This is a genomic window from Magnetospirillum sp. XM-1 (genome assembly GCF_001511835.1).
In the GTDB taxonomy this organism is placed as follows: Bacteria; Pseudomonadota; Alphaproteobacteria; order Rhodospirillales; family Magnetospirillaceae; genus Phaeospirillum.
On the sequence record NZ_LN997848.1, the window covers coordinates 1785066 to 1797041 of the forward strand.

General features: G+C 66.1%; 13 protein-coding genes. 5 read left to right on the forward strand and 8 right to left on the reverse strand.

The window, feature by feature from the left end; all coding sequences use genetic code 11:
- Window positions 1-2 precede the first annotated feature (2 nt).
- The 5 genes from XM1_RS08375 (at window position 3) to XM1_RS08395 (ending at window position 3641) form a co-directional block, all read left to right on the forward strand.
- Window positions 3-668 (forward strand): HAD-IA family hydrolase, encoded by a 666-nt coding sequence (locus XM1_RS08375; protein ID WP_231920733.1) that lies wholly within the window; start codon window positions 3-5, stop codon window positions 666-668.
- On the forward strand, window positions 665-1252 hold the full coding sequence (locus tag XM1_RS08380; RefSeq protein ID WP_068432594.1) for a uracil-DNA glycosylase family protein: 588 nt from the start codon (window positions 665-667) through the stop codon (window positions 1250-1252). The genes XM1_RS08375 and XM1_RS08380 overlap by 4 nt, the downstream gene beginning before the upstream one ends.
- A 62-nt stretch (window positions 1253-1314) precedes the next feature.
- Window positions 1315-1824, forward strand: coding sequence for a dTDP-4-dehydrorhamnose 3,5-epimerase family protein (locus XM1_RS24500; protein ID WP_068432596.1), 510 nt, complete (start codon window positions 1315-1317; stop codon window positions 1822-1824).
- Between the two features lie 2 nt (window positions 1825-1826).
- Window positions 1827-2552: a sugar phosphate nucleotidyltransferase gene (locus XM1_RS08390; RefSeq protein ID WP_068432597.1), complete on the forward strand. Its 726-nt coding sequence runs from the start codon at window positions 1827-1829 to the stop codon at window positions 2550-2552.
- Between the two features lie 78 nt (window positions 2553-2630).
- Window positions 2631-3641, forward strand: coding sequence for a kinase (locus XM1_RS08395; protein WP_068432599.1), 1011 nt, complete (start codon window positions 2631-2633; stop codon window positions 3639-3641).
- A 4-nt stretch (window positions 3642-3645) separates the two neighbouring features.
- Here the strand turns inward: XM1_RS08395 and XM1_RS08400 are convergent, their stop codons facing one another.
- The 8 genes from XM1_RS08400 to XM1_RS08435 form a co-directional block, all read right to left on the reverse strand.
- Complete coding sequence (locus XM1_RS08400) at window positions 3646-5004, reverse strand: glycosyltransferase family 10 domain-containing protein (RefSeq protein WP_068432600.1); 1359 nt, start codon at window positions 5002-5004, stop codon at window positions 3646-3648.
- A 27-nt stretch (window positions 5005-5031) separates the two neighbouring features.
- Window positions 5032-5664 carry an acetyltransferase gene (locus XM1_RS08405; protein ID WP_068432601.1) on the reverse strand — a complete coding sequence of 211 codons (633 nt, stop codon included), beginning with the start codon at window positions 5662-5664 and terminating at the stop codon, window positions 5032-5034.
- Window positions 5665-5690: 26 nt separating this feature from the next.
- Entirely contained in the window at window positions 5691-6599 is a 909-nt protein-coding gene (locus XM1_RS08410) for an NAD(P)-dependent oxidoreductase (RefSeq protein ID WP_068432603.1), read from the reverse strand.
- 2 nt (window positions 6600-6601) lie between these two features.
- On the reverse strand, window positions 6602-7531 hold the full coding sequence (locus XM1_RS08415) for a phosphoglycerate dehydrogenase (protein ID WP_068432605.1): 930 nt from the start codon (window positions 7529-7531) through the stop codon (window positions 6602-6604).
- A 7-nt stretch (window positions 7532-7538) separates the two neighbouring features.
- The gene (locus tag XM1_RS08420; RefSeq protein ID WP_068432607.1) at window positions 7539-8486 is read right to left on the reverse strand and encodes a transketolase family protein; all 948 of its coding nucleotides are present in this window, start codon (window positions 8484-8486) and stop codon (window positions 7539-7541) included.
- A gap of 12 nt (window positions 8487-8498) precedes the next feature.
- Window positions 8499-9347 carry a transketolase gene (locus tag XM1_RS08425; protein WP_068432609.1) on the reverse strand — a complete coding sequence of 283 codons (849 nt, stop codon included), beginning with the start codon at window positions 9345-9347 and terminating at the stop codon, window positions 8499-8501.
- 41 nt (window positions 9348-9388) lie between these two features.
- Window positions 9389-10891: a radical SAM protein gene (locus tag XM1_RS08430; protein WP_068432611.1), complete on the reverse strand. Its 1503-nt coding sequence runs from the start codon at window positions 10889-10891 to the stop codon at window positions 9389-9391.
- A 145-nt stretch (window positions 10892-11036) separates the two neighbouring features.
- Complete coding sequence (locus XM1_RS08435) at window positions 11037-11975, reverse strand: NAD(P)-dependent oxidoreductase (RefSeq protein WP_068432613.1); 939 nt, start codon at window positions 11973-11975, stop codon at window positions 11037-11039.
- Between the last annotated feature and the right edge of the window lies 1 nt (window position 11976).

Sequence of the window (11976 nt, forward strand, 5' to 3'; positions counted from 1 at the left end):
AAATGATGACCCGGGTCGCCGCGCTGATCTTCGACGTGGATGGCACCCTGGCCGAGACCGAGGAGGCGCACCGCTACGCCTTCAACCGCGCCTTTTCCGAATCCGGCCTGAACTGGACCTGGAACCAGGCCATCTACCGCCAGCTGCTGAAGGTGTCGGGCGGCAAGGAACGCATCCTGGCCTTCGCGCCCGACGCCTCGCCCGAACTGGTGGCCGGGCTGCACAGCCGCAAGAACCAGATCTACTCCAAGATGGTGGCCAGCGGGCAGGTGTCGTTCCGCCCCGGAATCGAATCGCTGATCTCGTCGGCGCGGGCCCAGGGGCTGAAGCTGGCCATCGCCACCACCGCGACGCGGGCCAACGTGGAGGCGCTGCTGGGCGCGCGCAAGGCCTTCTTCCACACCATCGCCTGCGCCGAGGACGTGAGGAAGAAGAAGCCCGACCCCGAGGTCTACGCCCTGGTTCTGAAGCGCCTGGACCTGACCGCCGACAAGTGCCTGGTGCTGGAGGATTCCCCCAACGGCCTGACCGCCGCCACCGCCCTTGGCCTAAAGGTGATCGTGACCCCCAGCCTTTATACCAGGGGGCAGGATTTCTCCGCCGCCGCCGCCGTGCTGCCCGATCTGGGCGGCGTGACGCTGGCCCAGCTCATCGACCTCAAGGGATGAGCGAAAGCCTGGCCGACCTTGCGGCCCGCATGCGGGACTGCCGGGTGTGCGAGGCTCATCTGCCCCTGGGACCCAGGCCGGTGTTCCGCCTGTCGGCGACCGCCCGGCTGCTGATCATCGGCCAGGCGCCGGGCACCAAGGTGCATGAGACGGGCGTTCCCTGGAACGACCGCTCCGGCGACCGGCTGCGCCTGTGGCTCGATCTCGACCGCGACACCTTCTACGACGCGTCGCGCATCGCCATCCTGCCCACCGGCCTGTGCTATCCCGGCCGCCTGCCGCGGGGCGGCGATTGTCCGCCCCGGCCGGAATGCGCGCCCCTGTGGCACGGGCTGGTGCTCGACCATCTGCCCGACGTGGCCCTGGTCCTGCTGGTGGGCTCCTACGCCCAGGCGTTCCATCTGGGGGAGCGGCGCAAGGCCACGCTGACCGAGACGGTGGCGGCGTGGCGCGACTATCTGCCGCGCTTCCTGGTGCTGCCCCATCCGTCGTGGCGGACCACCGCCTGGGAGGCGAAGACCCCTTGGTTCGGGGCCGAGCTGCTGCCCGAGGCGCGGCGGCGGGTCAAGGACGCCCTGGGCTGAAAGGTTTGTTAACGCGGGCCGGCTACCATCGCTCACCGGCTTTTTTAAGGAGACGATGCGGCATGCAGGTCGATAAAACCCCCCTCGACGGCGTTCTGTTGATCACGCCGCCGACCATCTTCGAGGACTTTCGCGGCCAGTACGTGGAGACCTACAACCGCGAGCTCTACAACGAAGCCGGCATCACCGTCGATTTCATCCAGGACGACATCTCCAACTCGTCGCGCCACGTGCTGCGCGGCGTCCACGGCGACGCCGCCACCTGGAAGCTGGTGTCGTGCCTGCACGGCAGCCTGTACCTGATGGTGGTGAACAACGATCCCGCTTCCGCGCAATACCGCCAGTGGACCTCGTTCACCCTGTCGGAGAAGAACCGCCAGCAGGTGCTGGTGCCGCCCAAATTCGGCAACGGCCATCTGGTGCTGAGCGAGCAGGCCATCTTCCATTACAAGCAGACCACCACCTATTGCCGCGACGGCCAGTTCACCATCATGTGGAACGACCCGGCCTATGGCATGTGGTGGCCCGTCAGCAACCCGATCCTGTCCCGGCGCGACCTGGGGCTGGGCTGAGCGTGGCGGGCGCCGATCTTTTGGGCGTGACGGCGGTGATCCTTGCCGGCGGCAAGGGCACCCGCATCGCCGGGCTGTTTCCCGGCATCCCCAAGCCGATGATTCCGGTGGCCGGCCAGCCCTTCCTGCATTGGGTGGTGCGCTGGCTGGACCAGCGCGGCATCGGCGACATCATGGTCAGCATCGGCCATCTGGCCGGGGCCATCGAGCAATGGGCCGCCGGCAAACCCCACGGCATCAATCTGCGCACCGTGGCCGAGACCCAGCCGCTGGGCACCGGCGGCGCCGTGGTGTCGTGTCTTGACGCCTGCCGCGACTGGGTTCTGGTGCTGAACGGCGATTCCCTGGTCGAGGTCGATCTGGCGGCCATGGCCGGCCGGGTGATGCGCGACGGCCTGGACGGCGGCGTGGTGGGGGTGAGGGTCGACGATTCCAGCCGCTACGGCTCGCTGGCTGTGGGACCAAACTCCCTGCTGACCGGTTTCGCAGAGAAGCGGGCGGGGGCGGGACTGATCAATGCCGGTGTCTATCTGTTCCGCGCCGACCTTCTGCGGCGCTTTACGCCGGGGCAATCGCTCAGCATGGAAACCGACATCATGCCGGCTTTGCTGGCCGGCGGCGCCAGGCTGGCGGTGGCGGAAAGCCATGGCCCCTTCCTCGACATCGGCACCCCGGAATCGGTGGTTCTGGCTGAGGATTTCGTCACCCGGCTGTTCGGCCAGATCTAAGTAATTTCTTAAGCGAGTCGGGCGTCTGATGGTCGTTGGCGCACCGTGCCTCCGACTGTCCAGAATGGGCTTTGACCGATGTCGTTCGTGGTTTCGAGAACACCGTTTCGCGTATCCTTTTTCGGGGGCGGAACCGATTATCCCGCGTGGTACCTGAATCACGGCGGCGTCGTGCTGTCGGCGGCCATCCGCCAGTACTGCTACATCACCTGCCGCTACCTGCCGCCCTATTTCGAGACCATCCATCGGATTGTCTGGTCCCATATCGAGGTGGTGTCGTCGTCCCGCGAGATTCTGCACCCGGCGGTGCGGGTGGCGCTGCCGGCGCTGGGCTTTCGCGACGACCAGGGCCTGGAAATCCATCACCAGGGCGATCTTCCGGCACGCACCGGCATCGGCTCCAGCTCGTCCTTCGCCGTCGGGCTGATCAATGCTCTGAAGGCCCTTAAGGGCGAGAAGATCAGCCGTCACGAACTGGCGCTGGCCGCCATCGACCTGGAACAGAACCTGCTGGGCGACACGGTGGGCTCTCAGGACCAGGTGGCGGCGGCCTATGGCGGGCTGAACCTGATCCGCTTCAGCACCGACGGTTCCATCACGGTCGAGCCGCTGGGCCTGTCTCGGGAAGCCCTGGCGGCGTTCGAAAGCCGCCTGCTGCTGGTCTATACCGGCAGCAAGCGTTTCGCCTCCGACATGGCGAAGAAGCTGGTCGAGAACATCGAGGACAAGAACGACCGCCTGCGCCGCATGCACGCCCTGACCTTCGAGGCGGCCAACACCCTGCGCGAAGGCCGGTTCGACGATTTCGGCCGCATGCTGGACGAGACCTGGCAGCTCAAGCGCAGTCTCGACCCCTCGATCAGCACGTCTGCCATCGACCAGATCTACCAGTCGGCCCGGGCGGCCGGCGCGCTGGGCGGCAAGCTGATGGGGGCCGGCGGCGCCGGCTTCATGGCCTTCTATATCCCTGAAGGCGCCGAGCAATCGGTGCGAAAGGCGCTGGACGGCCTGATCCAGGTGCCGTTCCAGATCGACCACGACGGCGCCGCCCTGCTTGAGGTCTACGCCAACCTGCCGCAGCTGCGCTAGAGTCCTAGCGCAGCATCCCCAGCACCTCGCGCAGGATGGCCGAGGCGAAGCTCTGGTCGGTGAAGTAGCGGCTTTGGTCGCTCACCAGATAGTCGGAGATGGCGTCCAGATAGCCCTGCAACTCGTCGTCGCCCATGCCCTTGAGGTAGGCGTACAGCTCCTCGTTGGTGGCGAAGTCGCGGCGGTCGATGAAGCAGGTCTTGGGCACGTATTGGGTGATGTTGGGGACGCCCCAATAGATGGGGACGCAGCCGCCCATCATGCAGTCGAAGATCTTTTCGGTGATGCAGCCGGGCGTGTCGGAATTGTTTTCGTAGCAGATGGCGAACCGGTAGGGGTGCTGGATGGAGATCTTGTCCCGGTTGCTGATGGCGCCCCGGTAGGACGGGTAGTCCTCGGCCTTCCAGCCCGCGCCGTAGAACTCGAAATCCTCGGGATGGTGTTCCTCGAACCAGCGGATGATCGCCATGCGCTGGCTGTACAGCTCGTTGAAATAGGGCCAGTACTTGGCGCTGTTGACCATGGTGCACAGCTTGGTCTTGGCGCCGGCGTCGAATTGCGGCCGCTCGGAGGGCAGCTCGCAATAGGCCACCGGCATCTTGAAGAACTTGGCCCCGTCCACCAGCGTGTCGTCGGGAAGGAAGACCTTGGCGAAGTGCTCGTGCACCGCCGAATCGCGGTTGCGGGCGATGACCACCGCCGGTTCGTAGGCCAGCAGCACCGACCGGCCGATCTCGTCGCCTTCGGGCAGGGCGCGCATGGAATTGACGTTGAGGTAAAGGATCAGGTCCGAGGTCTCGGGCGGATTGACGTCGTGGGTGGCCAGATCGATGCCGCAGGCGGCCATGGCCTTGCGCAACGCCACCCAGTTGGAGATCGGCCAGTGGCTGAGATAGGTGTCGGGCATCGGCGTGAAGATGCGGTTTTCCAGGAAGGGCCGGTCGGTGACCAGCGAGACCTTCCAGGGCGGCGAGGGGAACGGATGGCGGACCGCCTCCGGCTCTTGCCGGCGTTCCTCCAGCAGGGCGTCCAGGTCCGGCGCGGTGGCGCGGATGCCGGGATTGGCCACCAGCGCCTTCAGGTACTGGTCGACGGCCTCGCCCTTGCGGTCCACCGCCACCAGGGCCCGGGCGAACAGCACGTATTGCCAGTCGTTGAGGAGCTGGATCGACCCGGCGCGGGTCAGCAGGTGGATGGCCGCGTCGGAATTACCCGCCTGATGGTGCAGCATGGCCATGATCACCAGGCTGCCGAAATGGCGGGGGTCCTGGTCCAGAATCTCGAAGCAGAGCTTCTGGGTGTCGAGGAAGCGCCCCTCGTGAAGGGCGGTTACGGCCTCGCCGAAGACTTGGGCGGCATCCATGCAGAGATACTCCAGTTCACCGCGCCGTCATTTGGGCGCAAGAGGCTTGGCGGGGACTCCGACGGCGACGCATCCGTCGGGAATGTCACGGTTGACCACGGCGCCGGCGCCGATCTTGGCATGGGCTCCGATGCGGACGTTGGGCAGCACCACCGCGCCCGAGCCGACATAGGCGTAGTCGCCCACCGTGACCGAGCCCAGCAGCCGGGACCCGGGAGCCAGCGAGACGAAATCGCCCAGGCGGCATTCGTGATGGATGGTGGCGCCCAGGTTGATGGTGCAGCCGGTGCCCATGTGGACCTGGGGCATGATCACCGCGCCGCGCTGCACCACCAGGCCGGGGCCGTGGGTGATGCGCGGCGAGACGTGGGCGTGGGGCGACAGCACGGTCAGGATGTTGTCGATGCCGTAATTGTCGAACAGCCGGGCGCGCAGCTGGGGCGGGTCCAGCATGATCAGGATCTTCATGCCGGGATGGCGCTTTCGCACCTCGGGCCAGTCCTCGTCGGCGCCCAGGCGCAGGAACTCGGCGGTATGGCAGGCGGGGTCGGGGTCGAAAAAGCCGACCAATCGCAGTTCGGGGACGGATTCAACCAGATCGGCCACGTCCCATTCGGCGGGCACCACCGCCACATCGGTTCGCCTGATCTGCCCGTTCATTCCCTCTTCCCCCGCCCCGATCACCCCTATGCGTCCCCGTCGTCGTGACAGACCACCACTTCTTCGGCCTGATGCAGGCTGGCGTGCAGGGTTTCGATGCAATCCAGCAGCCCCTGGCCGAAATCGATGCTGGGGTTGCGCACCAGCTTCTTTCCCAGGGTGGGATGGAAGTGGTAGGGCGTCATGGTGTAGTGGCCCTTGTACTCGCCGCCGTCCAGCCGCACGTCGATCTCACCGTCCAGGATCTCGGCGATCATGAAGAGCAGCTTGCGGTAGCTGAAGCGCTCAAGCCCGGTCAGGATGAAGGTCTCGTTGCGGCCCCAATCGGCCAGCACGTCCACCGAAAGCCCGGCGGCGTCGGCGGCGTGGATGTATTCCCGCTCTTCCGTGCCGTCGCCGGGGAAGACCAGCTTGCCCTCGGTCAGCGCCTGATGCAGCAGGCGGTAGATGCGGTTGGAGGTGTCGGCGCGCGCCCCGTAGACCGAGCCGTAGCGCAAGATGGTGTAGTCCAGGCCGTAATGCTGCTGGTAGAGCTCGATCACCTTTTCCGAGGCCCGCTTGGACGTGCCGTAGAAGGCTCCCCGGTTGGACAGGGCATAAGCCGAGCTGGCGTAGACGAAGCGCTCGACCTTGGACTGGCGGGCGGCCTCCAGCACGTTGGCGTTGCCGATGATGTTCACTTCGAGGAATTCGGTGGGGTGGCTGACCGACAGCTCCACATTGGCGGCGCCGGCCAGGTTGTAGACCACCTGGCAGCCGTCCACCGCCTTGGCGACCTCGGCGCGGTCCAGGATGTCGCCGCGGACGAAGGGCAGGTCCGGGCGATAGGGCGAGGGGGTGCGGTCGAAGATCACCACGTCGTGCCCGCGGTCGACCAGCGCGTCCACCACGTAGCTGCCGAGGAAGCCGGAGCCGCCGAAGACGATGGTCCGCATGGCTATTCTCCGTGGAAGGCGCGAAGGTGGGCGATGGCCGAACGTCCCATGGCCAGCACCGCCTCGGCGGCGTTGCCGCCGATATGGGCGGTGGCCACCAGATTGGGCAGCGCCAGGAAGTCCAGGTCGGCGGGCGGCTCGCTCTCGAAGACGTCGAGCGCCGCCGCGCCGATGGTCCCGTTGATCAGGGCCGCCTTGAGGGCCGCCTGATCCACCACCTCGCCACGGCAGGCGTTGATCAGGATGGCGTCGTTCTTCATCCGGGCCAGCCGCGCCGCGTCCACCATCTGGTTGGTCTGGTCGGTGAGGGGGACGTGCAGGGTCACCACATCGGCCTCGGCGAACAGGGTGTCCTTGTCCACCATGACGATGCCGTTCTCGCGGGCGTAGTCGTCCATGGGCAGGATGTCGTTGGCCAGCACCCGGCAATGCAGCGGCTCCAGCAGCCGGGCGACCTCGCGGCCGGTATAGCCCAGGCCGACGATGCCCACCGTGCGGCCCGACAGCTGCACGCCGCCGTTCTTCTCCCACGCCCCGCCGCGCAGCAGGGTCGAGGTGCGGAAGACGTTGCGGCACAGGCCAAGCATGAAGCACAGCACCAGCTCGGCCACCGAGCGGCGGTTGACGCCGCCGGTCCAGCCGATGGCGATGCCGCGTTCCTTGCAGGCGGCGACGTCGATGTTGTCGAGCCCGACCCCGTACTTGGCGACCATCCGCAGTTGGGGGCAGGAATCGAGCAGGGCGGAATCCACCTTTTCCAGCCCCACCACCAGGGCGTCGGCCCCCCTGGCGTAATCGGCCAGGGCGGCCCCGTCCAGCCGGCGGCCGTCAAGGTTGAGCACCGCCCCCGGAAACAGGCCCAGCAGCTCGGCCCGTAGGACCGGATGCTGGGAGAAGGAGGGCGAGGTCACCTTGACGACGGGCCGGGTCATCCGGTCCTCACACGCTCTTGGCGGCCAGGGCCTTGGCGGCCGCGATGATGTCGGGCGTGTCGAAGCCGTACTTGGCGTGCAGCTGGTCGCGGTTGCCGTTGGACACCTCGAAGCCGTTCTTGATGCCCAGACGCTTGAAGGGGCGCAACTGCCCGGCCTCGGCCATGGCTTCCAGCACGCCGCTGCCGATGCCGCCTTCCAGCATCTGCTCCTCGACGCTGAGGACGGAGCGGTAGCCGGCCAGCACGTCCACCAGCCCGGCGGGCAGCGGCTTGATGGCGTAGAGGTCGACGACGCCGGCCGAGATGCCCTCGGCGGCCAGCATCTCCTGGACCTTCAGCGCCTTATGGGTGAGGTAGCCGCAGGTCAGCAGGCAGACGTCCTTGCCCTGGCGCAGATGGCCGAAGCCCTTCAGCAGGTCCTGGCGCGACATGGTCTCGCCGTAAAGGGCCGGCATGGGCAGGCGTTCCAGGCGGATGTAGCGCAGCTCGGGCTTTTCCACCACCAGCTCGGCCAGCGCGGTGGCGACGGTGGCGTCGGCGGGCGACCACACTTCCATGTGGTTCAGCGCCTTGGTGCAGGCCACGTCCTCGGGCGTGAAGTGGGTCAGCGTGGCGTGGTCGTAGCCCAGGCCGACACCGACGCCGACGAAGGCGATCTTCAGGTGCATGGTGGTCACCACCGCCTTGATCTGCTCGTAGCAGCGCGACGTCAGGAACGGCGCCATGGCGTAGAGGATGACCTGCTTGCCTTCGATGGCCAGGCCGGAGCCGATGGCCACCATGTTCTGCTCGGCAATGCCGGTATGGACGAATTGCTGCGGCAGATCCTCGCGGAAACGGTCGAGGGCCTGGGCGCCGAAATCGGCCGACAGGAACATCAGGTCAGGAGTCTTCTTGGCCGCGTCATAGATGTAATCGATGAACGCGTCGCGCATCAGTTGGGGCTTGGCCATGACCTGGGATCCTCAGTCGACGATGCAATTGACGGCCAGCTCGCGGCGGGCCAGTTCGGTCTGTTCGGGGCTGGGCATGCGGTTGTGCCAGACGGCTTCGCCTTCCATGAAGGAGACGCCCTTGCCCTTGGTGGTGTTGGAGATGATCACCAGCGGCTTGCCGCCGGTCTGGCCGATGCGGGCGAAGGCGCCGAGCAGGCTGGTGTAGGAGTGGCCGTTGGCCGAGGCCACCTCCCAGCCGAAGCTGCGCCACTTGGCCTCCAAATCACCGAGACGCAGCAGGTCCTCGGTGCGTCCCAGCATGCACAGCTGGTTGCGGTCGACGATGGCCACCAGCCGGTCGAGCTGGTGATGGGCGGCGAACATGGCGCTTTCCCAGATGGAGCCCTCGTAGTTCTCGCCGTCGCCCAGGATGACGAACACCTTGTTGTCGCGGCCGTCCTGGCGGGCGGCCAGGGCCATGCCGCAGCCCATGCCCAGGCCGTGGCCCAGCGAGCCCGAGATGCCCTCGATGCCGGGGATGCGGTAATCGGCGTAGATGCCCAGGATTCCGCCCAGCTGGGTGTAGCGCTCCAGCTCCTCCTTGGGGAAGAAGTCGAGATCGGCCAGGATCGGATACTGGGACATGGCCGCATGCCCCTTGCTGATCAGGATGCGGTCGCGATCGGGCGCCTTGGGGTTGCCGCGGGTGACGCGGGCCACGCCGGCGTAGTACAGGCAGACCAGGACCTCGGCGATGGAGAAGCTGGACGGCAGATGGCCCGCCTGCTGCTTGACGACCATTTCAAACATGGTCTGGCGCAGCCACTGCGACTTCGCGATGAGGTCGGCCACGTCAACTTTCCTGGGATCGAAAGCCATTTGCTGTTTCCCTGCAAGGGGTGGGAATGGTGGGGAGAGCGCTATTCGGCGGCTTGAGGTTCGAGTAGCTGGCGGCGCAGCGGGATCGAGCACATCCGCTTGATGTGATCGACCTCCGCCTGGCCGAACTTCTCGGCGATCATGTCGAGATAGGGCTGGTGGGTGTAATAGGTCATGAACGCCTTGTCCCGGAACTCCAGGATCTGGGCGGCGGTGAGATGGCGGTTGCGCAGCGGCCGGCACTTGTAGCCGTGCTGCGAGAAGTCGTCCCAGGTCTCGGGCAGCTCGATGCCGCCGGCGATGGCGTCGCGATAGAGCTGCGAGCCGGGATAGGCCATGGCCGAGTAGAAGTTGATGAACTCGCAGTTCAGCTCCAGCGCCAGGTCCAAGGTGGCCTGCATGCGCTCGATGGTGTCGTCGGGCAGGCCGAAGATGTAGTTGCCGATGATGTGGATGCCGGCCGCCTGGATGCGCCGCACCACGTCGATGATGTCCTGGTTGGTGTACTTCTTGGCGGCGCCGTCGCGGACCTCGCCGCTGGCGCTTTCGATGCCCAGGCACAGCCAGTTGACGCCGCCCGCCTTCAGGATGGGCAGGATCTCGTCGTCCACCGTGTCGACGCGGGCATAGGCCCAGATGTTCACCTTGTAGGGCTTTTCCGCCAGCATCTGGCAGATGCCAATCACGTGGGCACGGTTCAGCACGAACATCTCGTCGCTGATCTTGATGTTGTAGACCCCGTAGGTCTTCACCAGATGGTCGATTTCCTCGACCACCTTGGCGGGGCTCCACATGCGGTAGGACGACTTGCCGAAGGGCGCGTTGATGCAGCAGAAATTGCACTTGTAGGGGCAGCCCAGCGACGTGTGGATCGAGGCGTAGGGCGCCCGGCGCTCGATATGGCCGAAGCTGTGCCAGTTGTGCGCCCGGTAGCGGTCCATGGGCAAAAGGTCCCAGGCCACGCCCGGCAGTTCGGTGTCCAGGTCGCGGATCAGCGGCTCGGCCGAGGTCGGCGCCACGATGCGCTCGCCGTCACGCCACCACAGGCTGGGAATGGCGGCAAACGCGTTGGAACCGCCGTCCTTCAGCGCCTGGGCGGTCTTGAAGATGGTAATGGGGCCTTCCAGGTCGCAGACGAAGTCCACGGCCTCTTCGCGCATGGTCATTTCCGGCAGGGCCGCCGGGTGGGTGCCCACCATCATGATCGGCAGGTCGGGCTTTAAGGCCTTGATCTGGCGCGCGATGCGTCCGGCGGCGCCCATGTTCTGGGTCGAGGCCGAGGGCTGCTGGCCATAGACCACCACCACCACCAGCCGGGCGTCGTACTCGTTGACCGCCGTCCGGGCGGTCTCCTCGGCGCTGGCCCGCATGGCCGGGGCGTCGAAGATGGCGGGGACCATCCCCTTGTTGCGCACATAGGTGGCGTAGAGGCCGGCGAACAGCGGGGGCTCGAGGGCGGCGAATTCGTCGGCCAGACCCTGGTAGATCTTCTTCGCATCACCGGGATGGACGAAGAGAATGTCGACTGTCTTTGCCTGCGCCATGTTCGTTTCTCTTTCCACAATGGCGTGTCGGCGGCCGACGCGCGGGTCCGGCGTAGCACGCGGAAAACCGCCACATTATGGGACTTTATTGGTAAAGGAAGTTTTATCCCGGCGGCGGTGTCCTCCCACCGCCGGGCCTTGGTCCTCAGACGTTGCCGTAGACCGCGTTGCGGATCATCCGGAAGCCCTTGACCAGTTCCTTGATGCCGTCGTCCAGGGAATGGGCCGGATGCCAGCCGGTGCCCTCGATCTTGGCGTTGGAGACGATGTAGTCGCGCTTGTCCATGTCCTCGCCGATGGGCGCCTCGACGGCGACGAATTCCGGCACGTGGCGGCGGATGCGCTCGGCCAGCTGGATCTTGGACAGGTTGGCGTCGGACAGGCCGACGTTATAGGCCTGGTTGCGCATGGTCTCGAAATTGTCGAGCCCGTGCATGAAGGCCCGCGTCACGTCGCGGATGTGGATGTAATTGCGGATGAAGTGCCCCTCGAACAGCACCACCGCCCGGTCGTTGACCGCCCGGTGGACGAAGTCGTTGACCAGGAGGTCGATGCGCATGCGCGGCGCCATGCCGAACACGGTGGCCAGCCGGAAGCTGATGGCGTTGCCGCGGTCGAGCAGCGCCTTCTCCACCTCGACCTTGTGGACGCCGTAGAGGGAAATGGGGCGTAGCGGCGTTTCCTCGGTGCATTCCTTGCCCGCCTCGCCGATGCCGTAGCCGGAATTGGTGATGGGCATCAGGACGCGCTGCTCCTTGGACAGCAGCTTGAACAGATTGATCTGGCCGTCCAGGTTGAGCGAGGTGGCGCCGATGGGGTCCTGGTTGCACAGCGGCGCGCCCACCAGCGCGGCCAGCGGAATCACCACGTCCGTGCCGGCCAGCAGCTTCTTCAAGAGCGCCTGGTCGCGGGCGTCGCCCTTGACGACGTCGAAATTGGGGTTGGCGCAGCAATGGGCCAGCGAGTTCTGCTTGAACATGAAATTGTCGAGCACGGTCACCTTGTGGCCGGCGGCAAGCAGTTCGGGGACCATGATCGAGCCGAGATAGCCGGCTCCGCCGGTCACCAGGATGTTGTGGGTCATT

Bases quoted from the DNA above. Each gene is read 5' to 3' on its own strand.
- XM1_RS08375 (WP_231920733.1), top strand. From the start codon at position 3: ATGATGACCCGGGTCGCCGCGCTGATCTTCGACGTGGATGGCACCCTG.
- XM1_RS08380 (WP_068432594.1), top strand. From the start codon at position 665: ATGAGCGAAAGCCTGGCCGACCTTGCGGCCCGCATGCGGGACTGCCGG.
- XM1_RS24500 (WP_068432596.1), top strand. From the start codon at position 1,315: ATGCAGGTCGATAAAACCCCCCTCGACGGCGTTCTGTTGATCACGCCG.
- XM1_RS08395 (WP_068432599.1), top strand. From the start codon at position 2,631: ATGTCGTTCGTGGTTTCGAGAACACCGTTTCGCGTATCCTTTTTCGGG.
- XM1_RS08400 (WP_068432600.1), bottom strand. From the start codon at position 5,004: ATGGATGCCGCCCAAGTCTTCGGCGAGGCCGTAACCGCCCTTCACGAG.
- XM1_RS08405 (WP_068432601.1), bottom strand. From the start codon at position 5,664: ATGAACGGGCAGATCAGGCGAACCGATGTGGCGGTGGTGCCCGCCGAA.
- XM1_RS08410 (WP_068432603.1), bottom strand. From the start codon at position 6,599: ATGCGGACCATCGTCTTCGGCGGCTCCGGCTTCCTCGGCAGCTACGTG.
- XM1_RS08415 (WP_068432605.1), bottom strand. From the start codon at position 7,531: ATGACCCGGCCCGTCGTCAAGGTGACCTCGCCCTCCTTCTCCCAGCAT.
- XM1_RS08420 (WP_068432607.1), bottom strand. From the start codon at position 8,486: ATGGCCAAGCCCCAACTGATGCGCGACGCGTTCATCGATTACATCTAT.
- XM1_RS08425 (WP_068432609.1), bottom strand. From the start codon at position 9,347: ATGGCTTTCGATCCCAGGAAAGTTGACGTGGCCGACCTCATCGCGAAG.
- XM1_RS08430 (WP_068432611.1), bottom strand. From the start codon at position 10,891: ATGGCGCAGGCAAAGACAGTCGACATTCTCTTCGTCCATCCCGGTGAT.
- XM1_RS08435 (WP_068432613.1), bottom strand. From the start codon at position 11,975: ATGACCCACAACATCCTGGTGACCGGCGGAGCCGGCTATCTCGGCTCG.